General features: G+C 46.6%; 23 protein-coding genes. 16 read left to right on the top strand and 7 right to left on the bottom strand.

Annotated elements, in window-relative coordinates; translation table 11 throughout:
• Positions 1 to 3: 3 nt before the first annotated feature.
• A complete protein-coding gene (gene hemC / locus CTT30_RS14830) occupies positions 4 to 942 on the bottom strand; it encodes a hydroxymethylbilane synthase (protein ID WP_252035508.1) in 939 nt (312 codons plus the stop codon).
• A gap of 335 nt (positions 943 to 1,277) precedes the next feature.
• On the opposite strand from hemC, the gene CTT30_RS14825 reads away from it, so the two are divergent.
• The gene (locus CTT30_RS14825) at positions 1,278 to 3,806 is read left to right on the top strand and encodes a class I adenylate cyclase (RefSeq protein ID WP_252035507.1); all 2,529 of its coding nucleotides are present in this window, start codon (positions 1,278 to 1,280) and stop codon (positions 3,804 to 3,806) included.
• Positions 3,807 to 3,867: 61 nt separating this feature from the next.
• Here CTT30_RS14825 and cyaY read toward each other — a convergent pair whose 3' ends face one another.
• Complete coding sequence (gene cyaY / locus CTT30_RS14820) at positions 3,868 to 4,182, bottom strand: iron donor protein CyaY (RefSeq protein ID WP_239838972.1); 315 nt, start codon at positions 4,180 to 4,182, stop codon at positions 3,868 to 3,870.
• Between the two features lie 74 nt (positions 4,183 to 4,256).
• On the opposite strand from cyaY, the gene lptM reads away from it, so the two are divergent.
• From lptM to yigB, 6 genes are read left to right on the top strand one after another with little or no spacing between them, the layout of a single operon-like run.
• The gene (gene lptM, locus CTT30_RS23460; protein WP_006957333.1) at positions 4,257 to 4,379 is read left to right on the top strand and encodes an LPS translocon maturation chaperone LptM; all 123 of its coding nucleotides are present in this window, start codon (positions 4,257 to 4,259) and stop codon (positions 4,377 to 4,379) included.
• 23 nt (positions 4,380 to 4,402) lie between these two features.
• Positions 4,403 to 5,656, top strand: coding sequence for a diaminopimelate decarboxylase (lysA, locus tag CTT30_RS14810; protein WP_239838973.1), 1,254 nt, complete (start codon positions 4,403 to 4,405; stop codon positions 5,654 to 5,656).
• Between the two features lie 10 nt (positions 5,657 to 5,666).
• The gene (dapF, locus tag CTT30_RS14805; protein WP_239876592.1) at positions 5,667 to 6,497 is read left to right on the top strand and encodes a diaminopimelate epimerase; all 831 of its coding nucleotides are present in this window, start codon (positions 5,667 to 5,669) and stop codon (positions 6,495 to 6,497) included.
• Positions 6,498 to 6,522: 25 nt separating this feature from the next.
• Positions 6,523 to 7,227: a DUF484 family protein gene (locus CTT30_RS14800; RefSeq protein ID WP_252035506.1), complete on the top strand. Its 705-nt coding sequence runs from the start codon at positions 6,523 to 6,525 to the stop codon at positions 7,225 to 7,227.
• On the top strand, positions 7,199 to 8,128 hold the full coding sequence (gene xerC, locus CTT30_RS14795; RefSeq protein WP_252035505.1) for a tyrosine recombinase XerC: 930 nt from the start codon (positions 7,199 to 7,201) through the stop codon (positions 8,126 to 8,128). The genes CTT30_RS14800 and xerC overlap by 29 nt, the downstream gene beginning before the upstream one ends.
• Entirely contained in the window at positions 8,128 to 8,850 is a 723-nt protein-coding gene (gene yigB, locus CTT30_RS14790; RefSeq protein WP_252035504.1) for a 5-amino-6-(5-phospho-D-ribitylamino)uracil phosphatase YigB, read from the top strand. The genes xerC and yigB overlap by 1 nt, the downstream gene beginning before the upstream one ends.
• A 28-nt stretch (positions 8,851 to 8,878) precedes the next feature.
• Here the strand turns inward: yigB and CTT30_RS14785 are convergent, their stop codons facing one another.
• Together CTT30_RS14785 and CTT30_RS14780 are read right to left on the bottom strand one after the other, a co-directional pair.
• Positions 8,879 to 9,478: a tRNA-uridine aminocarboxypropyltransferase gene (locus CTT30_RS14785; protein WP_252035503.1), complete on the bottom strand. Its 600-nt coding sequence runs from the start codon at positions 9,476 to 9,478 to the stop codon at positions 8,879 to 8,881.
• Position 9,479: 1 nt separating this feature from the next.
• Positions 9,480 to 11,000 carry a COG3650 family protein gene (locus tag CTT30_RS14780; protein ID WP_252035502.1) on the bottom strand — a complete coding sequence of 507 codons (1,521 nt, stop codon included), beginning with the start codon at positions 10,998 to 11,000 and terminating at the stop codon, positions 9,480 to 9,482.
• A 39-nt stretch (positions 11,001 to 11,039) separates the two neighbouring features.
• On the opposite strand from CTT30_RS14780, the gene CTT30_RS14775 reads away from it, so the two are divergent.
• Complete coding sequence (locus CTT30_RS14775) at positions 11,040 to 11,498, top strand: EVE domain-containing protein (protein WP_239871249.1); 459 nt, start codon at positions 11,040 to 11,042, stop codon at positions 11,496 to 11,498.
• On the opposite strand, the gene CTT30_RS14770 is transcribed toward CTT30_RS14775, so the two are convergent.
• Both CTT30_RS14770 and CTT30_RS14765 read right to left on the bottom strand, forming a co-directional pair.
• Positions 11,499 to 12,326: a Cof-type HAD-IIB family hydrolase gene (locus tag CTT30_RS14770; protein ID WP_239876599.1), complete on the bottom strand. Its 828-nt coding sequence runs from the start codon at positions 12,324 to 12,326 to the stop codon at positions 11,499 to 11,501.
• A 113-nt stretch (positions 12,327 to 12,439) separates the two neighbouring features.
• Entirely contained in the window at positions 12,440 to 13,429 is a 990-nt protein-coding gene (locus tag CTT30_RS14765) for an alpha/beta fold hydrolase (protein ID WP_252035501.1), read from the bottom strand.
• Between the two features lie 86 nt (positions 13,430 to 13,515).
• On the opposite strand from CTT30_RS14765, the gene rhtB reads away from it, so the two are divergent.
• The 8 genes from rhtB to CTT30_RS14725 all read left to right on the top strand — a co-directional run bounded on the left by rhtB (position 13,516) and on the right by CTT30_RS14725 (position 20,915).
• Positions 13,516 to 14,133 carry a homoserine/homoserine lactone efflux protein gene (rhtB, locus tag CTT30_RS14760; RefSeq protein ID WP_239871243.1) on the top strand — a complete coding sequence of 206 codons (618 nt, stop codon included), beginning with the start codon at positions 13,516 to 13,518 and terminating at the stop codon, positions 14,131 to 14,133.
• A 21-nt stretch (positions 14,134 to 14,154) separates the two neighbouring features.
• Positions 14,155 to 15,381: a cyclic di-GMP phosphodiesterase CdgJ gene (cdgJ, locus tag CTT30_RS14755; protein WP_239838984.1), complete on the top strand. Its 1,227-nt coding sequence runs from the start codon at positions 14,155 to 14,157 to the stop codon at positions 15,379 to 15,381.
• Positions 15,382 to 15,488: 107 nt separating this feature from the next.
• The gene (locus CTT30_RS14750; RefSeq protein WP_239838985.1) at positions 15,489 to 15,830 is read left to right on the top strand and encodes a metalloregulator ArsR/SmtB family transcription factor; all 342 of its coding nucleotides are present in this window, start codon (positions 15,489 to 15,491) and stop codon (positions 15,828 to 15,830) included.
• Positions 15,831 to 15,853: 23 nt separating this feature from the next.
• On the top strand, positions 15,854 to 16,855 hold the full coding sequence (locus CTT30_RS14745) for an ArsJ-associated glyceraldehyde-3-phosphate dehydrogenase (RefSeq protein ID WP_252035500.1): 1,002 nt from the start codon (positions 15,854 to 15,856) through the stop codon (positions 16,853 to 16,855).
• A gap of 12 nt (positions 16,856 to 16,867) precedes the next feature.
• Positions 16,868 to 17,359: a cyclin-dependent kinase inhibitor 3 family protein gene (locus CTT30_RS14740; protein ID WP_252035499.1), complete on the top strand. Its 492-nt coding sequence runs from the start codon at positions 16,868 to 16,870 to the stop codon at positions 17,357 to 17,359.
• Positions 17,360 to 17,433: 74 nt separating this feature from the next.
• Complete coding sequence (arsJ, locus tag CTT30_RS14735; protein ID WP_252035498.1) at positions 17,434 to 18,654, top strand: organoarsenical effux MFS transporter ArsJ; 1,221 nt, start codon at positions 17,434 to 17,436, stop codon at positions 18,652 to 18,654.
• Between the two features lie 97 nt (positions 18,655 to 18,751).
• On the top strand, positions 18,752 to 19,765 hold the full coding sequence (locus tag CTT30_RS14730) for an acyltransferase (protein WP_252035497.1): 1,014 nt from the start codon (positions 18,752 to 18,754) through the stop codon (positions 19,763 to 19,765).
• A 172-nt stretch (positions 19,766 to 19,937) separates the two neighbouring features.
• Positions 19,938 to 20,915, top strand: coding sequence for an amidohydrolase family protein (locus CTT30_RS14725; RefSeq protein WP_252035496.1), 978 nt, complete (start codon positions 19,938 to 19,940; stop codon positions 20,913 to 20,915).
• Position 20,916: 1 nt separating this feature from the next.
• Here the strand turns inward: CTT30_RS14725 and CTT30_RS14720 are convergent, their stop codons facing one another.
• Entirely contained in the window at positions 20,917 to 21,246 is a 330-nt protein-coding gene (locus CTT30_RS14720; protein ID WP_239838991.1) for a DUF2500 domain-containing protein, read from the bottom strand.
• Positions 21,247 to 21,331: the final 85 nt, after the last annotated feature.

Here is a 21,331-nt window from a genome sequence, read left to right as displayed (position 1 = left end):
GGCTTACTCGTGATCCGCGTACAGTCTGGTCAATATATCACGCGCCCCATCGTCAAGTAATTGATTGGCTAAAGTGACACCCAGCTTTTCGGCTTCGGTACGTGGACCTTTGATCTCACCACGCACAATCTTTGAACCATCGGGCTCACCGACTAGAGCTCGAAGCCAAATATCATCACCATCTAGAAGAGAATAACTACCAATAGGCACCTGACAGCCACCTTCTAGTGTGAGGTTCATGGCGCGTTCGCACAGAACGCGATCGGCGGTATCTTTGTGGTTGAGTGGCTCAAGTAGTTTGATCAGACGCTCGTCATTAAGGCGACATTCAATGCCAACAGCCCCTTGTCCTACAGCAGGCAGAGATTGCTCTGGTTCGATAAAGCTGCGGATTCGTTCTTCAAGTTCGAGGCGTTTTAGGCCTGCTGCGGCAAGGATGATGGCATCATATTCTCCGGCATCAAGTTTACCCAAACGCGTTCCAACGTTGCCGCGAAGCTCTTTAATCACTAAGTCAGGACGATATTCTTTAATCTGGCACTGACGACGCAGGCTGCAAGTACCCACTATTGCACCTTGTGGTAATTCGTCAATGTTGTTGTAGGTATTGGATACGAAAGCATCACGCGGGTCTTCACGTTCGCAAATCGTGACCAGCCCTAAGCCCTCTGGAAAATCAACGGGCACGTCTTTCATTGAATGGACCGCCAAATCTGCGCGTCCTTCTAACATGGCGACTTCAAGCTCTTTTACGAATAAACCTTTACCTCCAACTTTCGCCAGAGGAGTGTCGAGAATAACGTCACCTTTGGTGACCATGGTGACAAGTTCAACTTGTAAGCCGGGGTGTGCAGCTTGAAGTGCATCTCGTACATAATAGGCTTGCCAAAGGGCGAGAGGGCTTTTGCGTGTGGCAATTCGAATTGGAGTCGATTGTGTCATGATGGTCTTTGGATAACAGTTTAGATGAGGCTAATCCTACCATTCTCTAAGAAAAAGTCTTCCTGCTAGATCGTCTCGTTGAAAGTGAGTTATTGGGCTAGCAGAAAATATTCAAAATAGTGTGATGAGTATCTCGTTTGTAAAATGGGCTATTATTACAAAAGGTAGATACGTACCACACTATGTCGCGAGAATATTGATGAACAAAACAGTGTCGATTCGATCGTACATTTCTTTACCAAACGAAATAAAAGTGTTAAATTGATCACGTTTTGTTAGTGCTTTAGAGCAATTTATCGTCAGAGCACAGTTAGGAATTAACCAAGGAATCACCCTTGCAGGCTTATACAAAGACGCTTATTCAAAGACTTGATAATCTAAACCAGCAGCGTATTGAGCGCGCGCTGGCTCTTATGGATATGCAAAGTCAGCGTGTATTCCATCTTATTCCTACTCTTCTTCATTTCAATCATCCAGTCATCCCAGGTTATTACGACTCCCAAGTCCCTTTTGGTGTATACGATCTCGAATTTAATGAGGTGCAACAGCAGTTTGTCGAAGACACAGAATTGACGATTGGTCAGTCACTTCGAACCAGCGTTGAGCCCGCTATTCTTGGCTTGTATACCATGGGAAGTACTTCTTCCATTGGGCAGAGCACTTCAAGCGATCTCGATATCTGGGTATGTGTATCTCCCTCAATGAGCTGTGAAGAAAGAGAATGCCTGACCAATAAATGTTTGTTGATCACCGATTGGGCTCAGAGCCAAGGGGTTGAGGCGAACTTCTTCCTGATGGATGAAGAACGTTTTCGCACCAATCGTTCTGAAGAAATGACAGGGGACAACTGTGGCTCATCCCAGCACCTACTATTGTTAGATGAATTCTATCGTTCCGCGGTTCGTCTTGCGGGCCAGCGTTTGTTGTGGCAAATCGTGCCACCAGAGATGGAAGAGTGCTACGACGAATACGTGCGTGATCTGTGCAGCCAAGGTTACATTGATTGCTCACAATGGATTGATTTTGGTCAGTTGAATCGCATTCCGGCTGAAGAGTATTTTGGCTCGAACTTATGGCAGTTGTATAAGAGCATCGACTCTCCATATAAGTCCGTGCTAAAAGCCATCTTGCTTGAAGCGTATTCATGGGAATACCCTCATACGCAACTTCTCAGTCTTGATACCAAACGTCGCTTCTTTGCTCATGAGCCAGATCTCTACGGCATGGATGCTTACTACTTGATGCTTGAAAAGGTGACCCGCTATCTTGAACGCATTGGGGACTACAATCGTCTTGATTTGGTACGTCGCTGTTTTTATCTCAAAACGCACGAGAAGTTGTCTCGCGAACCTGGAATGGGTTCCGTTGCTTGGCGCCGTGAAGCGATGAGCGACATGATCAAAACATGGAATTGGGACCACTCCGTGCTTGTTGAGTTGGACGATCGCCGTAACTGGAAAGTAGAGCAAGTTAAAGTGGTTCACCATGCTTTGCTTGATGCTTTGATGTTGAGCTACCGCAACCTGATTCAATTTGCTCGTCGTAATGACATCACTTCTGCCATCAGTCCACAAGACATCAGTATCCTAGCGCGTAAGCTCTATGCGGCGTTTGAGGTTTTACCGGGTAAGGTAACTTTGCTGAACCCGCAAATTTCTCCTGACTTACACGAGCCAGACCTGAGCTTTATTGAAGTCAGGCCGGGCCGTACAAACCGAGCGGGTTGGTATCTCTATAAGCAACCCCTTCAGCCCGATCGTATCCTTGGTCAACCATTCCTTGAGCACAATGAATATCTCAGTAAGTTGGTTGCTTGGTCATTCTTTAATGGTTTGATTACAGAATCGACGCGTCTGCACTCAGTGGTTCGCGATGCTCATCTGGATATTGATAAGTTTTATCAGATGGTCAGTGATTTGCGTAATACCTTCTCATTACGTAAACGCCGCCCAACGATGCAGGCCCTGGCGAGTCCTTGTGAAATTAGCCAACTGGCGATGTTCATCAACTTTGAGGATGACCCAACAGCGGAGCTGAGTGGCCGTGCTCTGAAGGTAGATCTGAAAACGACCGATATTTTTAGCTTCGGCTCAAAGCAGACTTGTCTGGTCGGTAGTGTTGATCTGGTGTATCGCAATTCTTGGCATGAAGTCCGTACGCTGCATTTCAAAGGTGAAACGGCCATGCTCGATGCGCTGAAAACCATTCTGGGTAAAATGCACCAAGATGCGTTGCCTCCTGAGTCAGTTGATGTGTTCTGCTACAGTAAAAATCTACGTGGTGTGATGCGCAACATGGTGTATCAACTACTGGCGGAGTGCATAGATTTGCGTCTCAAGCCGATTGAACAAGAGAAGCGTCGTCGCTTTAAAGCGCTGCGTATTGCTCAGCAAACCTATGGCTTGTTTTTTGAGCGTCGGGGCGTGTCTGTGCAGATGTTGGAAAACTCTATTGATTTCTATCGCAGCATCTCGACCAGCAAGTTAAAAGGACCACCGTTGCTGGTCTTGGATAAAGAACAGGACTACCAGTTGCCGGAGATCGTTGACAGTTTTGCCAGTGAGGGGCTGATTCAGTTCTTCTTTGAAGATTCTGAACAGGGCTTCAATATTTACGTGCTGGATGAAGCGAATCGCGTTGAGGTATACCATCAGTTCAGCGGTATGAAAGATGAGATGATCGCCAGTGTGAATAGTTTTTACACGTCAGTCAAAGATGACAATCAGTTGTCGACTCAGTTTATTAACTTTAATTTACCGCAGTACTATCAAATTGTTCACCCTGAAGAAGGGGATTCTTATATCGTGCCATATCGTAATGATGGCGCGAACTATTCCAAGCCAAGTCGGGCGGTGAATGCGTAATTCGAATCGATGAAAAAGAGCACGTTATGTGCTCTTTTTTGTATCGGAGTTTTACAGGGAATTAAACCCACTCGATCTCTTCATCTGAATGCTTTTCACATTCCTGCTTAACCATCGCAATCAACTCTAGGCCTGTTTTGGAACAAACCCATTGTTCGTTGACCATCGCGAAGTGGAAGCCACCAGATTTGGATGCCAGCCAGATTTCTTTCATTGGTTCTTGGCGATTAATAATGATTTGGCTGCGATCCTCAAACTCTAGAGTCATTACATTGCCAGACGTTTCGTAATCAATGTCCGCGCCTGAATCATCAATCATTTCTTCGATGATTTGCATTTGAACATCTGCCTGCTGATGAAATTCAGTCTCGTTCATCTTTTTATCCTATTGCTTTTCCTGAGTGTGGTGCGATTATAGGGGGCATTGAAAGATTAATCACGACACAACCCATGAAAAAATCACTCATCGCTCTGTTTCTTTTATCTGTTCTGGGTTTGGCCGGCTGTGGTCAGACAGGTCCTCTTTATATGCCTGAAGATGCCTCCCAGAATGAGCAGCCTTCACAACAATAAATAACAACATAAGGGATAGCATTTTGGATTACTTCAACTATCAGGATGATGGCCAACTTTGGGCCGAAGATGTTCCACTGACAGACTTAGCAGAGCAATTTGGAACGCCACTATACGTATATTCCCGCGCAACGTTTGAGCGTCACTGGAATGCATTTGATAAATCCGTGGGTGAGCACCCACACCTAGTGTGTTATGCGGTCAAAGCGAATTCGAATTTAGGTGTGCTCAATACGCTGGCTCGTCTAGGTTCCGGCTTTGATATCGTTTCAGGTGGTGAACTGGAACGTGTTATTGCTGCAGGTGGTCAAGCAAGTAAAGTGGTTTTCTCCGGTGTGGGTAAGACAGCGGCTGAAATGAAACGCGCCCTAGAATTGGGTATCAAATGTTTCAATGTTGAATCTGAACCGGAACTAGAGCGCCTTAACAAGGTGGCGGGTGAGCTAGGGGTGAAAGCGCCTATTTCACTACGCATTAACCCAGATGTTGATGCCAATACGCACCCTTATATTTCAACGGGTCTGCGTGATAATAAGTTTGGCATTGCCTTTGATCGCGCGCCTGCGGTATATCAGTTTGCACAAAGTCTCGAGAATTTGGAAATCAAAGGTATCGACTGCCACATTGGCTCTCAGCTTACAGATATTGAACCATTTATTGATGCCACTGATCGCTTGTTGGCGCTTATTGATGATTTAAAAGCGCAAGGTGTCAATATTGAACACCTTGATGTGGGTGGCGGTCTAGGTGTGATTTATCGCGATGAATTACCACCTGAGCCTTCTGAGTATGCCAAAGCACTTCTAGGTAGACTGAAGAATCACCAAGATCTAGAACTTATTTTTGAACCGGGCCGTGCTATCGCTGCTAACGCTGGGGTGTTACTGACCAAGGTTGAATTCCTAAAACATACCGAACATAAAAATTTCGCCATTATCGATGCTGCGATGAATGACCTGATGCGTCCGGCTTTATATCAAGCATGGCAGGACATCGTCCCTGTCATTCCTCGTCAAGGGGAACCTGTGACATACGATCTGGTTGGCCCTATTTGTGAGACAGGCGATTTCCTTGGTAAAGATCGTGCTTTGGTGTTGCAAGAGAATGACTTGCTTGCGGTTCGTTCAGCTGGTGCGTATGGCTTTGTGATGTCATCGAACTACAATACACGTACCCGGGTCGCTGAAGTGATGGTCGATGGCAATAAAGCTCACCTAGTACGTCAGCGTGAAGAGCTGTCGAGCCTTTGGGCCCTAGAAAACATTCTTCCGGAGTAATTGGCGTCTTATGCATTTCCACTTTTCTAAAATGCATGGTTTGGGTAATGACTTTATGGTCGTTGACTGCATTACTCAGAACATCTTCTTTTCTCCTGATTTGATCCGTCGCTTGGCGGATCGTCATACAGGAGTCGGCTTCGACCAGCTTTTGGTGGTGGAAGCCCCTTATGATCCCGAAACCGATTTCCACTACCGCATCTTCAATGCCGATGGCAGCGAAGTGGAGCAGTGTGGTAACGGTGCGCGCTGTTTTGCCCGCTTTGTGCGTATGAAAGGTTTGACCAATAAATACAGCATTAGTGTCAGCACTAAAAAAGGCAAGATGGTTCTCAATATCGAGGAAGACGATCAGGTGACGGTTAACATGGGTGTACCGGAATTTGAGCCAAGTAAGATCCCATTCAAAGCCAAACAGACTGAAAAAACGTACATCTTACGAGCTGAAGACAAAACTTTGTTCTGCGGTGCGGTGAGCATGGGTAATCCTCATGTTGTGACCGTGGTTGATGACACTCAAACCGCCGATGTGGATACTTTAGGCCCACTGCTGGAATCTCACGAACGCTTTCCTGAAAGAGTCAATGCGGGTTTTATGCAGGTGTTAAGTCGCAATGAAGTCAATCTCAGAGTCTATGAGCGCGGTGCCGGAGAAACTCAGGCGTGTGGCAGTGGTGCTTGTGGTGCGGTTGCAGTGGGCATTGTGCAGGAACTGTTGGATGAGAAGGTCACCGTCAATCTGCCCGGTGGATCGCTAAAAATTAGCTGGCAAGGACCAGGTAAACCACTTTACATGACTGGCCCAGCCACACATGTATTCGATGGTCAGCTAAGCTGTTAATAAGAAAATAATTAAAGGAACGAACGTGTCGCAGATTGAAGCGGATGCGCTGACCGCAGAGGTTGTTGCTGAATATTTACGTGACAACCCAGATTTTTTTAGTACCCGATGTGACTTAGTTGATCGCCTTGCTTTACCCAATCAGGAGCAGAGCGCCGTTTCGTTGGTCCACGTCCAAATGACTAGGCAGCGCCAACGTATCGAAGAGTTGGAAGAAGAGATCACGACTCTGATGTCGCTGGCGAAAAACAATGACCGTACTTTTCATGAATTTATGAGCCTACAGGAGCATGTTCTGACTTGTGATGCGCTGCTTCCTGCGATAAAAGCCGTGGAAGAAATGGCGAAATCTCTAGGCTTAGTCGCCTATGTACGTTTGCTAGACAGTGAATCGTCGTATTATTCGCTCGATAAAGACAATTATCATCGATTCGCGACCAATCATCTCAATGGTAAAAGCGCTTATTTGGGAAGAATGCGTAAAGCGGATCGAGAGTTGTTATTTGGTGAAACAACGCGTGCGCCAGAGATGGGGTCTTACGTTGTGTTGCCACTGAACAAGAAAACACTACAAGGTGTTTTAGCCTTTTCCAGCAGTGATGGCGGACATTTCCAGCCGCACATGGACACTTTATTCTTGCGCCATCTTGCTCTGGTGCTTTCTCACTTGATTGAAACCCTTCCATGGCAAAGCGATGACCATGAGCGACTCAGTAATACCTCTGCCTAACGGACTCCAAAGCCCTCTCAATCGCTTCTACGAGTATTTGAGAAGTGAGAAAGGGCTGAGTCTTCATACCCAGCGTAACTATAAGCAACAACTGGAAACCATGGCCCATCACCTAGTCTCTATGGGATTGAAAGATTGGTCTCAGGTCGATGCTGCTTGGGTGCGTCAGCTGGCAAGCAAAGGCATGCGTGATGGCATGAAAGCGAGCAGCTTAGCGACCCGATTGTCGGCGCTGCGTAGTTTTTTTGATTTCCTAATCCTGCGTGGTGAGTTGACTGCAAACCCTGCTAAAGGGGTATCGGCTCCACGTAAGAAAAGGCCTTTACCCAAGAATCTTGATGTGGATGAAGTGGGTCAATTACTTGAAGTGAATGAAGATGACCCGCTGGCGGTACGTGACCGCGCCATGATGGAACTCATGTATGGGGCTGGTTTACGTCTGGCGGAAATGGTCAGTGTTGATGTTCGCGATGTGAGCCTATCATCGGGTGAGATACGCGTTGTAGGTAAAGGCGACAAAGAGCGCAAAGTGCCTTTTGCTGGGATGGCGGAGGAGTGGGTAGCAAAGTGGCTCAAAGTTCGTAGTGCATTGGCTAATGCCGATGAAACTGCCCTGTTCGTGTCTAAACTGGGTGTACGGATTTCGCATCGAAATGTGCAGAAACGTATGGCGGAATGGGGACAAAAGCAGTCTGTTGCGAGCCATATTAGTCCGCATAAACTTCGTCACTCATTTGCTACTCATATGTTGGAGTCAAGTAATAACCTCAGAGCCGTTCAGGAATTGCTAGGACACGAGAATATTTCTACTACTCAGATCTATACGCATTTGGATTTCCAACACCTTGCTGATGTTTACGACCAAGCCCATCCAAGAGCCAAAAAGAAAGAGAGCGAGTAATGCATTTCTATCGTCAGCTGCCGGTCATTGAAGCGATGACGTTTGACCTTGATGACACCTTGTATGACAACCGCCCAGTGATACGTCGAGTCGAGAAACAGGTGACGACTTGGTTGCACAAACATCATCCGTTGTCTGCCAGTAAGCCTTCAAGCTGGTGGCGTGAATTGAAGATGGAGTTGGCAAAGGCCGATAGCTGGCTGATGAATGATATGACGCTATGGCGTCAGACTCAGATTAAACAAGGCCTCTATCGCCTTGGTTATGAGCAAGCCGAGGCTAAGCATGCTGCTGAGCAAGCGATTGAAGAGGTCCTCCGTCTACGCAGTGATTTTTCAGTCCCAGAGCAAACGCATCAAGTGATGCAGCAACTGGCGAAACGCATGCCTTTAGTCGCCATCACCAATGGTAATGTGGATGCTGAGCGAATCGGTCTTTCCCCATACTTTTCTTTAATCCTCAAAGCTGGCCCCGATGGATTTGCTAAACCTCATCCACAGATGTTTAATAAAGCAGCCCAACATCTTCAATGCCCTGCTCATCGCATTTTGCATGTAGGTGACCATTTGGTGAGTGATGTCCAAGGAGCCAAGCGTAGCGGTTTGTCGGCATGTTGGTTTAACGATCAGAATGCCAGCCTTATGCAGCATCGTAGGGCTCGGACCCTACCTGATGTTGAGATTGCCAGTTTGTCAGAGTTACTGTTGTTGATTGAGAGCTAAGTGATGCCTTGATAAACAAGGCATTTGGCTATTTTAATCGGTGGCCGCTTTTGTCAGCTTGGAATGCTTGCATGTAGTGGCGGAGAAATGCACGCAGTTGCTCAGCTTGATGTTGTTGCCCTAAAGTGCGGATGATTTCCGCTCCTACTTCCAGTGTACAGAGGTTTCCCGCCTCCTGATTCCGTCTGAGCTGGTAGCAAGACTCACTCTCAGGAGCGAGGTGAACGCTTGTCAATTCTCTGAGCCATGGGCTTTTGCGCAGCATCTTTTTGGCTTCCTGCCAAGTCCCATCCAAAATAATGAACAGTGGTATTCTTCCTTGCTGGCTGGCGTTCTCAGCCTTAGCCTTCAGAGGCTGACTTTCCTCACTGGGAAACACCAACAGTGGTTGATATTGTTCATCCGAGATGAGTCTGCTCAGTTCAGGGCAGGGCAGTGTACGTTGCCAAACATGTTGGCTGCTTGGTTGAATGGCTTTGAGTAGCCAGCGTCCGGTATTGGTTACGCGGTGTTGCTCATTTTCGTGTATGAGTGTTGCAATATGAAAAGAAGCACTCACGGAGGGTAAGTGCTCACATACACAATTATAGTTTAGTAAACAGCCTGGGCATGGAGTGAGGGCTTCCATATTAAAGTGTGACTCCACCCTGATGCGGCGTCAGTCCATCGGAAAAAAGTTGAACTGGGCTGATGTCATCATAATTTGCCACTGGAGCCATGCTTGGATTGAGTGGGTATTGGTTACCGTCAAATTGCAACGTATGTTGATTAGGGACGGCACCTCCGCCACTGACAAACATCACCAAGTCACGCCAATGATGATGCTCTTGTGTCCCCAGATTTAATGGGGTTTGAACCAGCGTGATGCGACTGTTGAATTGCCACTTCTGATTAACATGGTTAAAAATCAATAAAGTGCAACCACCTGAGCCACACCAGTCTAACTGAGCCAGTAGCTCTTTTTGGCCATCACCATTGAGATCATAGGTGAGCCAGCGGTAGCGTGTTCCCGTTGGATCTTGTTTTTCGCTTTTGAAGTAGTCACGTAATGCCCGATCAACCTGGGGATTGAATTCGGCATTGGATGGAATTTTATTACCGCTCTCACTGGTGGTAGGGGGCAAGTGGACGTCGTTCGCCTTAAAAAGTGTCAGTCCACCATCGGCAATATCGTAGATAACGTCACCTACTTTTTCCTGTGCAGCATTCAATTGATTGTTCTTTTTGGTGTAGATACGCTCTGACTTTAATTTCTGTCCTTGTAGGTGAGTACTTACAACCTGGACTTGATGGCGGTTTAACTGTTGCCAGAAACCTTTCTCTACGGTATCTGCACCGCCATTTGGATAATGATAAGTGGTACTCGCAGTGTGATCTGAGTTCATAGACAAAGTAACGCTAAATGGAGAGCTTTGACTGGCTTGCGCTTGGTACGTGTCGGCCCATTGCTGAGTGGCGTCTTGATTAGACAGTGTGGAGCAGCCGCGATAGGTTTTCTCTCCTACCTTTAACGAAGCACGCCAACCATACAGACTGTCACTCATACCATCATTGCAACTGCGTTGATTTAGCTCTAATTCACCCTGTTGGAACGTATAACGGCGGCGATCAGCTTCAAGTTTGGTTGAGGTCAGTTCAAATTGTTGTGCTTCCTCACCCATCACAGTGAATTTCAAAGCATTACCCACAAATTGTACCGACCAAAACGGTTCATTACCGAATGCTTTGGTGGGTTGAGTTGGTTGAGTGCAGCGATGAGGGTTTTCAGCTGTGAGTAAGTTGATTTTGTCGACTACAAAGCGTGCTGCATAGTCAGCATCGAAGCCCTCTTTCCCTGGGGCTTCAAGATGACCAATCACTTCACCATACAAGGGTGAATAAGGCGAGCGTACGAGCTTCATTCCTTGCTGGAAACGGTCTGCAGGTAGATCCAACCAATATTGCTGTTGGCTATCACAGGGGACAATGGAGCGGACTTCATGACCAAGGACGACTTCGCCACGCATAACAAAAGTCTGAGGTTTGATTGAGGAAGGGTTATTCAGTGACGCTTGTGGAGCCTGTAACTTTTCTGCATCGGATTGAAAACCGGAACAGGCCTGAAGGGCCAGTAAGATCGTGAGTGCGACTGGGTTTCTTAACGCCTTCATGCTATATCTTCCTCATCATAAAATCATTCGGACGTCATTATGGCATATTGGCTATTCAAAACAGAACCTGACACTTTCTCTATTGACACACTTCGAACACAAAATATCTCTTGCTGGGAAGGTGTGCGTAATTATCAGGCGCGCAACATGATGCGAGATGAGGTGAAAGAAGGTGATTTGGTATTGATTTACCACTCCTCTTGCAAAAAGGTTGGTGTGGCTGGGATCGCAAAAGTCGTCAAAGAGGCTTATCCGGATCATTTTGCCTTTGATCCTGAGAGTGATTACTTTGACCCTAAGTCGTCACCAGACAAACCTCGCTGGGTCATGGTCGACGTTGAATTCGTGCGTAAGACCAAGCGATTGATTCCTTTGTCGGTCATGAAAGCGATGCCAGAACTAGAGAACATGCCGCTAGTGAAGCGAGGCAATCGCCTGTCGATCATGCCGGTGACTGAGCAGGAATGGCAGGCGATCCTAGAGAAGGAAGTACTCTGACTAGAACAGGTGAGTATGTAGGTAGTGAGCGACCGCATCGTCGGCATTGCTACCTATCACTTCATTCTCTGGTAAAGCCTGTTTTACTTTAATGTGGGACGTTTCCATCACTAAGCCTTTCCCTGCCATTGACAACATCTCGACATCGTTCATGCCATCACCAAAAGCAATGCAGTTTTCCAGTGTCAGATTGAGAGACTCAGCGACAACTTTAAGGGCTTCTCCTTTCGATACCTCAGCGGCCATTACCTCAAGACACCAAGGTGTGGAGAACGCGATATTGAGCTGGTCACCAAACTTGTCATTTAACTGTTGCTCAAACTTAACCAAGTGCTCGTGATCTTTGGCTGGATGAGTGAAGAAGATTTTTGCAATCCCGTCTGTGGGTGCGGCCTTTGCTTCAAAGAGTTGATAGGCAAAACCGGAGTCGCTATGAAATTTCGCTAGCATGTCGTCTTCACGGTCCAGCAGCCAGCTTTCGTTTTGGTACATGTGGATAAAAATGCCCGGATCTTGCCTGATCACATCGATCACTGGCTGCACAAGTTCTGATGGGACATTATGGCTGTACATCAGGTTGTCATGCTGATCATGAACCCGAGCCCCATTGGAAGTGATCATGTAGGCTGGGATCGCCGTTTGCTTTCGGATGCCCGCTACATCGACGTGGTGACGACCTGTCGCAAAGATAAAGGTGTAGCCTTTCTGATGCAGTTCACTCAGCGTTTGTTTCGAGAATTCACTGAGCTGGTGGTTAGGGGCCAGTAAAGTACCATCAAGGTCGGAAGCAACCAATTGGAAAGGCGTCTCTTTGTGTGTGTCTGTCATATCACCCTCATGCGTAATGCGTTAATAGCCCCCGGAAAGGCAGAACCGTCATTCTACTGGAACTGAAAGGGGAAAAAGAGGGTAAAGTTCACTCTCCATTGTTTCCTGTTTTATCAATGCTGATGGAAGAAAGATAGGATAGCGTCCAAGGCTTGATCGCGATATTCATCTTTCTCAAACAATACTTCATGACGAGCGTTGTAGATGATTTTGAGCGCACATTGATAATTGGTTTTAGCTAATTTCTTGATGAATTTGATCTGGGCTGGATTAGAAACAATTTGATCACCGCTGGCTTGAAGTAACAACAATGGAATCTTGATATGGCGAGTCATCAAGTGACACTTTTTGGCAGCCATCAACCCTTGCCATACCCACTGTGTACTGGCACCACCAATTTTCAGTTCAGGCTTTTGTTCATAGAGATCACGAAACCAGTGGTAGCGAATCTGGCTTTGAGTGAGGAAGTTACCGTCAAATGGTTTTGGGTAATAGGGAGCCTGACCGGGGGCAAAAGTCGGCTTAGGCGCAAGCGCTGTCATGATTTGGCCAAGGGGGATTGCGATTGGTTTTAGATGCCAGGGCAGATTGACGCCAAACATGGGTGCACTGAGTGACACCGCCGAAAATGAATGATCTGGATAGCTCTGCAGGTAACGAGTGGCGATATTGCCTCCCATTGAATGGCCGAGCAAGTAACGTTTATCGTAACCACTTAAGTCAAAGTGCTGAATCAAACCATGTAAATCTTGCACATAGTCTTCGAAATCCTCGACATAACCCATTTGCTGGTCTTCAATCAGTCGATCTGACAGGCCCTGACCTCGATGGTCGAAGGAATAGATATCATAGCCTTGTTGGAACAGGTCATAGAATAATTCCTGATATTTCCAGGTGCACTCTATACGGCCATTAACCACGACGATCGCTTTGGTGTGCTCAGAAGAGGTAAGTTTCACCCAGAACAGCCGGGTTTTATCAAATGATTTAATAAACCCTTCTTCACGAGAGTGCCAGAATTGAGCAATATTGCTATTGATTGCTTGCTCAAAATTCGACTCTTGAGTATAAGGTGACTTAATGCTGAAGCTCGATTCATTCATGATATCGGGGGCCTGCTTTCAATACAGAGAAGTGAACACGTCTAAATTATGTGTGGCTAAAGTATTTTAGTCGAGAGGAAAACACGATGGATATGCATGTTTGGTTAGCCTATGTCGTTACCGCAGTGGTATTCAGCCTTGCACCAGGTTCAGGCACCGTCAATTCAATCAGTAATGGTTTGAGTTACGGAACTCGTAAATCTTTGTCAGCAATAGCGGGGCTTCAGATTGGTCTGGCGTTGCACATTGTGTTGGTTGGGGCCGGGATTGGTGCCTTGGTGGCTCAATCGGCAACAGCCTTTACAGTGATTAAATGGGTGGGTGCGGCGTACTTAGTATGGCTAGGTATTCAGAAGTGGCGTGATACGTCGGGTCTGGCTACCGCTACTGAAGGGCAGAGCCTGTCGGGTAAAACCTTAATGCGCAACGCCGTACTGATTAACCTGACTAACCCTAAATCGATCGTGTTCTTGGTTGCATTATTCCCGCAATTTATTGACCCAGCCAAAGATCAACTGACGCAATTGGCAGTGTTGGGAGTGACGACGGTCGTGATTGATTCGATTGTGATGCTAGGATACACCTCGTTAGCCTCCCAATTGGGGCGTTTTATCCGCTCTGATAAGATTATGAGTAAGATCAACAAGGTATTTGGTTCCATGTTTGTCGGTTGTGGGGCATTATTAGCGGCTGCCAAAGCATAGTATTTGGGGATGTAATAGCGAATGCGCGATACCTATGTGGCTCGTCAGCCCATTTTTAACGCCAAAAGACAAACTCTCGGCTATGAATTGTTGTTCCGTGACGGAGAAAACAATGCATACCCAGCTCATGTCGATTCCAACCGTGCAACGTATCGTTTAATTGTTGAGAACTTTCTATCTCTGGGTATGAATCCCGCTTTGCCGCAATCACGCAGTTTTATTAACTTCCCTTATAAGAGCCTGATCCGCCGTTTACCACTTGTGCTGCCTAAAGAGCAGATTGTTGTGGAAGTGTTGGAAACCTGCCCGCCAACGGATGAGTTGTATGAGGCAATCAAAGAGCTCAATTCCTCAGGGTACATCATTGCTTTAGATGACTTTGTATATAGCCCTGAATGGGAGCGCTTTCTGCCGTTCGTGCAGATCATTAAACTTGATATCATGGCGATGGGTTTAGAGGCGGCTTGCGAATTTGTCAAAGAACGGCGCTCCCGGGGTATTCGACGTAAATTTCTTGCGGAGCGGGTGGAAACCGAAGAAGAGTTCTTAACTACACGCTCTGCTGGCTTTTCGTTTTTTCAAGGCTTCTTCTTCAGTAAACCTGAAATCATTCGTCAGCAGTACATCAGCCCAGAGCAAGTGATCGCAATGGAGCTGCTCAGTGAGGTGTGCAAGACCAACGTCGATTTTGAAAAGGTCGAAGCGATTGTTGCCAAAGATGTCGCCTTATCTTACAAATTACTTCGCTTTGTCAATACGATGTCGGAGAGGCTCGAAGTCACCATCTCATCGTTTAGGCAAGCTTTGGTGTACCTTGGCGAAGATAAGCTACGTATTTTTGTCTCACTGGCGGTGGCGTCGTTTATCTCCGCTAAAAAGCCTAAAGAGCTGTATAACCTTTCCTTACAACGAGCTCAGTTTTGCCAGTTGATGGCGAACGAAAACCCTTTCAGCCAGTTCCGTGAACAGGCGTTTTTGATAGGTCTATTCTCTACTCTAGACGCTTTACTGGATTTATCGCTTGAAGAGTTAGTTCAGCAATTACCTCTTAATCAGGCGATTAAGGTCGCTTTACTTGAGCGCCAAGGGCCTTATGGCATCTTGCTTGGATTGGAAGAGTGCTATGAACGCGCAGACTGGCAGGGTATGCAAGATGCGTGTCAACAGCTCAACCTTTCCGTTGATGATGTCATGCCGCGCATTTCAGAGGCGCAGCGCTGGAGTCAGGATATCAACCGCCTCGTGTAAAGCGGCTTCTCCATTGTGTGAATATTTTATGACAATCTGACAGGGACATTGATCTTCACTTTTATTTAAATAAATATATACGCATATCCGTATATGAGTATGTATAAATGCTACCACATCAGTTTTTCAAATTATTATCCGACGAAACCCGAGTTCGCTGCCTGATGCTGATAGAACGTGAAGAATGTTTATCGGTCGGGGAGCTGACAGAAGCCCTTCAAGAAAGCCAGCCGAAAATTTCTCGTCATCTTGCTCAGTTACGCTCGAGTGGAATTCTGGTTGACGTTCGTCAGGGCCAATGGGTGTTTTATCGTTTATCTGCAGATTTACCGGGTTGGATGAAAAAACTGATTGATGATCTTGTCGCGTCTAACTGCCTGAAAACAGAGTACCAACAAGATATAGAAAGACTTCATGCTATTCAGGCTCGTCCTGTTTGCTGCCAGTAATTTGAAATAAGAGAGATAGAAAGATGACAGTTAAAGTCGGAATTAACGGTTTTGGTCGTATTGGACGTTTAGCGCTACGGGCGGCGTTTGATTGGGAAGAGCTGGAGTTTGTGCAGATCAATGATGTGGCGGGTGATGCTGCAACACTCGCACACCTGCTGGAGTTTGATTCAGTTCAAGGACGTTGGAGTCACGAAGTCAAAGCGGAAGGCGATAACATTTTGATTAACGGTCAGGTTATCAAAACGACGCAAGAGAAAGACATCGATGCTATCGACTGGTCTGGTTGTGACGTCGTGATCGAAGCGACCGGTAAACACCGTAATACCTCGCTTCTTAACAAGTATCTAGCTCAAGGTGTGAAACGAGTCGTGGTTTCTGCGCCGGTTAAAGAGGAAGGTGTGGCGAACATTGTGGTCGGTGTGAATGATCATATCTTTGATCCAGCAGTGCATCAGATTGTTACGGCTGCGTCTTGTACGACCAACTGTATTGCGCCAGTGGTTAAAGTGATTCATGAGAAATTAGGTATCTCGCAGTCTTCTTTTACCACTATCCATGACCTGACCAACACACAAACTATTCTTGATGCGCCACATAAAGATTTGCGCCGTGCCCGTGCTTGCGGCATGAGCCTTATCCCGACAACGACTGGTAGTGCAACAGCGATTGTGGAAATTTTCCCAGATCTGAAAGGCAAGATTAACGGCCACGCGGTGCGCGTTCCTCTGGCCAACGCGTCACTCACAGACATCATCTTTGATGTGAAACGTGATACTACGGCGGAAGAAGTGAATGCGTTGCTAAAAGAAGCATCACAAGGTGAGCTGAACGGTATTCTTGGTTTTGAAGAGCGCCCGCTGGTATCGATTGATTACAAAGGTGACCAACGTTCAACCATAGTTGATGCTCAATCAACTATGGTGGTAGGTAGTCGCATGGTGAAGATCTACGCTTGGTACGACAACGAAATGGGCTACGCGACACGTACTGCTGAGTTGGTACGTAAAGTGGGCTTGGCATAAGGAGTAATTGAGATGACACATCCAACTTGGCAATTGGACCTTGAGCAAGGTGCGTTAGTACTTACTCCTTGTCCGGGTACTAAAGGTGTTGATCTGGAAGCTTCGCTTGTGCAGCTAAAAGAGCAAGGTGTTGAAGCGATAGTGACGGCTCTAGATAACACAGAATTGGAGAACAAAGGTGTAGCTCAGCTTGGTGAAGCGACAGAAAAACTAGGTATGCAGTGGTTTCAGATTGAAATTGAAGATGACTGCGCACCGGGTGATGATTTCGCCGTGAAATGGCAGCAAGCCAGCTCTGCTCTGCATCAGGTTGTCGATAATGGCGGTAAAGTTGCGATGCATTGCATGGGCGGGTCAGGTCGTACGGGCCTGTTGGCGGCACATCTGCTGTTAGAAAAACAGTGGTCGCTGAGCGACATTGTCAAAGAGGTTCAAGCGCTACGTCCGGGTGCTTTTACCAAACCTGTTCAGGTTGATTACATCAGCGCAGTCGCGGCGAAATAATCCCTTGAGGAGCTTTTGGATCATAGGTGTCTGAAAGCTCCCATCGCTGTACATAAGAGAAAATTGGGTACTCTATGATCGCAAATCTGAGTAAGAGTGTGCGTCAGTATATGCTGGTGACGTTCAATTACTGGAACTTCACCGTTACTGACGGCGCACTGAGAATGCTGGTGGTGCTGTATTTCCATGATCTGGGTTACAGCACGTTAGAAATCGCATCCCTGTTTTTGTTCTACGAGTTCTTTGGTGTGGTAACCAACTTGATAGGTGGTTGGCTTGGCGCGAGGCTTGGCTTAAACAAAACCATGAACCTTGGACTGGCGATGCAGATAGTGGCACTGGCGATGCTGGCAGTTCCCAATGTCTGGCTGACCATACCTTGGGTGATGCTGGCTCAGGCGTTGTCTGGTATTGCTAAAGATCTCAATAAGATGAGTGCCAAAAGTTCCATCAAGGCACTGGTGCCTGATGAGCAGCAAGGCGCTTTGTATAAGTGGGTCGCGATTCTGACGGGGTCTAAAAATGCCCTTAAAGGTGTTGGCTTCTTCATCGGTGGTTTGCTGCTGTCTCTGATAGGCTTTAAGTATGCGGTGCTGCTAATGGCGGGTGTGTTGACACTGGTTCTGATCGGCAGCTTAATCGGCCTTGAAAGTGATTTGGGTAAAGCCAAAAACAAGCCTAAGTTCAGCCAGATTTTTTCTAAGTCGAGTTCAATCAATATCTTGTCTGCAGCACGTATGTTCCTGTTTGGGGCACGAGATGTTTGGTTTGTTGTCGCTCTACCTATCTATCTGGGCAGTGTGTTTGGCTGGGATCATCTTTGGGTTGGCGGCTTCTTAGCAACTTGGGTGATTGCCTATGGTTTTGTCCAAGGTTTTGCCCCTAAGATCACCGGTAAAGCACAAGGTAATGTCCCTGACGGCAGTGCAGCGCTGATGTGGGCTGGCTTGTTGGCAGTGATTACCGCGGGAATTGCTTACGCAGTGCAAATTGGCTGGCAACCTCAGTTGGTTATCGTAGTTGGACTCTTGATTTTTGGCGCGGTGTTTGCGGTGAATTCATCTCTGCATTCTTATCTGATCGTCAGCTATGCCAAAGGGGATGGCGTATCACTGGATGTCGGCTTCTATTATATGGCGAATGCCATGGGGCGTTTAATTGGCACAGTGCTGTCAGGTTGGATATTTCAGGTTGCGGGTTTGGCCGCGTGCTTATGGGTTTCCTTTGCATTTCTTGCGCTGACTACTCTGATTTCCATCAAGCTGCCTAAGGTGAGCAGTCCCGCAACTGCTTAAATTAAGAACAATTTCATGACTAAAAGTTGACCAAGGTTACACCGTGGTCAACTTTTTTATTGCTATCTTCAATAAGTTAATCAATGAAGGTGGCTATATGAGAAATAGGGTACTGTTCTTCGATTTGCTGCGATGTGTCGCTGCTGTGGCGGTTATCGCAATTCATGTTCTTGCCCCCTATCGACAGGAATTAGGCAGTATTCCTTTCTCTGAATGGGCCACCGCAATCGGTATAAATAGCATAAGTCGTTGGGCTGTCCCTGTGTTTATTTTGATCACCGGAGCGTTGATGCTCAGTGATACCCGGCCATTTGATGCCAAATACTACGTCAAACGTCGATTAGGCAAAGTTTTGGTGCCGTTTATTGTTTGGTCGCTGTTCTATGCGTATCTTTCGGGGTGGAGCTTGAACGGTTTTAATCCTGAAGAAACCAAGCAAGTGCTTGCCAATAGTGCTTCTCACGCCACTTATTATCATCTCGGTTTCTTCTACTACTTCATTCCTTTGTATTTCGTCATTCCGTTTTTTCAATATGTGATCAGGCAGTATGGTGATAGCTCGTTGTATTCCTATGTAGTGATTTGGTTGGTGACGACCTTACTGTTTTTAATCGGTATTGATGGGCCTTGGAGTCATCAAATGTGGCTCTACAGCGGCTATTTACCTCTAGGGTACTTGCTGTATAAAAGAGTGCCTCTGACTTCGCCTTATGTCGCCATGTTCGCGGTCGTGGGAATAGGGGCTCTTATCATGACGGGATACGCGGTCATCACCAACAGTGTTGAAGCACAAGAATATACCGTAGGGCGATGGCTGTCGTATAAGACACTCAATGTGATACTGGCTGCGAGCATGATTTTCATGTTATGTCGTTATGTTGGTGAAAACTTGCCTGATAAGGCCAACAAAGTGATCGGCTTCATTAGCCAACACAGTCTTGGCATTTACATTCTCCATCCGATCTTTCTCTGGCCAATGAAAGAGTATGGCTGGTACCAAGGCCACCCCGCTTGGGTGATTCCTGTGTGGATTGTCTTGAGCGGTTCTGGTGCGCTAGTGATGAGTTGGATGGTGTCTAAATCCCGACGTACTCGCTGGTTGTTGCCTTAGTATTGCTCGCCATTGATTGGTGCTCGCTTATATTTCCAAAACCGTAACCGATTAAATTAAAAAGGTTTATGTCTAAAACATGGCATCAATCTGCCTGAATCATCAGGTTAATTGTTATATTGAATACTTAATCGCTGTGAGGTGAGCGGTAATACTAGTTCAGGAAGGGAATATGAACAGAAAATGGTTAGCGAGCTTAATGTTGTCAGTAGCCCCATTTGCCTACGGGTATGACGGCGGTTTTAATGATGCCGAGATCCATTATGTTGATTTTTTTCAGCGTACCGATGGCATCAAATATCTGGTGCATAAGATGGATCAAAGCAACATTGAACATGCGTTTGTAATGGGTCTGCCGATTATGAAAAAGTGGAATGCTCACGATCCTGTCGCACCACGTTATGAATTTGGCGATGACTCACCCGTCTATTACTACTCACGTACCGATGAGATTCTCTACCGAGCGTTGAAAGACTCGCCGCATCAAGAGCGACTGTTTCCTTTTATTACCGGCTTTAACCCTACGGATATGTTCGCAGCGGAACAAGTCGAACAGATGATTGAAAGCGACCCCGGTTTCTGGAAAGGAATTGGTGAGATTCTGACTCGTCATGATGGCTTGTCTGCGCTGACATTAGGCGAACAAGCCAGAGCGAATCATCCTGCTTTGATGAAGGTGTATCAGGTGGCGGCGAAGCACAAAATGCCGGTGATTCTGCATACCAACATCACATCTGAGCGAGAAACGCACCCGTTGTACAAGCATGAGCTGGTGGAGGCGTTAGAAGAAAACAGCAAAACCAACTTTATCTGGGCGCACGCGGGGACGAGTTCGACACTGCTACGACGTCAGAATTTGTCTTTTCTCATCGATGAAGTCAGCGAGCTGCTGGATGATTACGATAATCTCTACATCTTGGCATCTTGGAGCTTACGTGATGTGATACTGGCGAGTCCTGAATCGAAGAAAGAATGGGTGGCGTTGATTAAAGAGTATCCCGATCGTTTCATGATTGGCTCTGATGTTGTAGGTCGCTTTAAAATTACGGGTGAAGTGTTATCTCGTTGGGATGAAGTATTGGAAGCGCTGCCGGATGACGTGGCCGAAAGCATGGCGAAAAACAACATGCTCAAGATGGTGAAGCGCTAGGTTAGCGCTTCATGGCAAAATGGATAAATTTATCACCTTGGTAGGTCAGTGTGCCTTTATCACCAGGGTTTAAAGCGTGGAAATAATGAATGCCAACCTGAAACTCACGCTTTGGCCCTAAACGCCCTTTCTGTACGTAGATCCAATACTCCTGATCCTCTTGTCCTGGTTGAGTATCCTGAATATCTATCGACTGTTTATCCAGTACAGTCACATCTGCGGTTTGTTCTGGCGCATCTTCTCCTTGAATATGTCGACGATAGAATCGACTAAACGCCCAGCCGCTGGCTATAACAAACACGATAATAGCGATAAATAACGTTAATGGCATTGTCGCTCTCCCCAAAAAGCCGATGGGTTATTTTAGTGCTAATTTGGACTCAGGTTGGGGCTTTGAACACAACTGTGAGCTTCTG

Source organism: Vibrio coralliilyticus, from assembly GCF_024449095.1.
Lineage (GTDB): Bacteria > Pseudomonadota > Gammaproteobacteria > Enterobacterales > Vibrionaceae > Vibrio > Vibrio coralliilyticus_A.
This window is presented reverse-complemented; position numbering and strand designations above follow the sequence as displayed.

Excerpts from the sequence above, each read along its gene's own strand:
- hemC (WP_252035508.1), bottom strand. The coding sequence starts at position 942 with ATGACACAATCGACTCCAATTCGAATTGCCACACGCAAAAGCCCTCTC.
- cyaY (WP_239838972.1), bottom strand. The coding sequence starts at position 4,182 with ATGAACGAGACTGAATTTCATCAGCAGGCAGATGTTCAAATGCAAATC.
- lptM (WP_006957333.1), top strand. The coding sequence starts at position 4,257 with ATGAAAAAATCACTCATCGCTCTGTTTCTTTTATCTGTTCTGGGTTTG.
- dapF (WP_239876592.1), top strand. The coding sequence starts at position 5,667 with ATGCATTTCCACTTTTCTAAAATGCATGGTTTGGGTAATGACTTTATG.
- xerC (WP_252035505.1), top strand. The coding sequence starts at position 7,199 with ATGAGCGACTCAGTAATACCTCTGCCTAACGGACTCCAAAGCCCTCTC.
- yigB (WP_252035504.1), top strand. The coding sequence starts at position 8,128 with ATGCATTTCTATCGTCAGCTGCCGGTCATTGAAGCGATGACGTTTGAC.
- CTT30_RS14785 (WP_252035503.1), bottom strand. The coding sequence starts at position 9,478 with ATGGAAGCCCTCACTCCATGCCCAGGCTGTTTACTAAACTATAATTGT.
- CTT30_RS14780 (WP_252035502.1), bottom strand. The coding sequence starts at position 11,000 with ATGAAGGCGTTAAGAAACCCAGTCGCACTCACGATCTTACTGGCCCTT.
- CTT30_RS14775 (WP_239871249.1), top strand. The coding sequence starts at position 11,040 with ATGGCATATTGGCTATTCAAAACAGAACCTGACACTTTCTCTATTGAC.
- CTT30_RS14770 (WP_239876599.1), bottom strand. The coding sequence starts at position 12,326 with ATGACAGACACACACAAAGAGACGCCTTTCCAATTGGTTGCTTCCGAC.
- CTT30_RS14765 (WP_252035501.1), bottom strand. The coding sequence starts at position 13,429 with ATGAATGAATCGAGCTTCAGCATTAAGTCACCTTATACTCAAGAGTCG.
- rhtB (WP_239871243.1), top strand. The coding sequence starts at position 13,516 with ATGGATATGCATGTTTGGTTAGCCTATGTCGTTACCGCAGTGGTATTC.
- cdgJ (WP_239838984.1), top strand. The coding sequence starts at position 14,155 with ATGCGCGATACCTATGTGGCTCGTCAGCCCATTTTTAACGCCAAAAGA.
- CTT30_RS14750 (WP_239838985.1), top strand. The coding sequence starts at position 15,489 with ATGCTACCACATCAGTTTTTCAAATTATTATCCGACGAAACCCGAGTT.
- CTT30_RS14745 (WP_252035500.1), top strand. The coding sequence starts at position 15,854 with ATGACAGTTAAAGTCGGAATTAACGGTTTTGGTCGTATTGGACGTTTA.
- CTT30_RS14740 (WP_252035499.1), top strand. The coding sequence starts at position 16,868 with ATGACACATCCAACTTGGCAATTGGACCTTGAGCAAGGTGCGTTAGTA.
- arsJ (WP_252035498.1), top strand. The coding sequence starts at position 17,434 with ATGATCGCAAATCTGAGTAAGAGTGTGCGTCAGTATATGCTGGTGACG.
- CTT30_RS14730 (WP_252035497.1), top strand. The coding sequence starts at position 18,752 with ATGAGAAATAGGGTACTGTTCTTCGATTTGCTGCGATGTGTCGCTGCT.
- CTT30_RS14725 (WP_252035496.1), top strand. The coding sequence starts at position 19,938 with ATGAACAGAAAATGGTTAGCGAGCTTAATGTTGTCAGTAGCCCCATTT.
- CTT30_RS14720 (WP_239838991.1), bottom strand. The coding sequence starts at position 21,246 with ATGCCATTAACGTTATTTATCGCTATTATCGTGTTTGTTATAGCCAGC.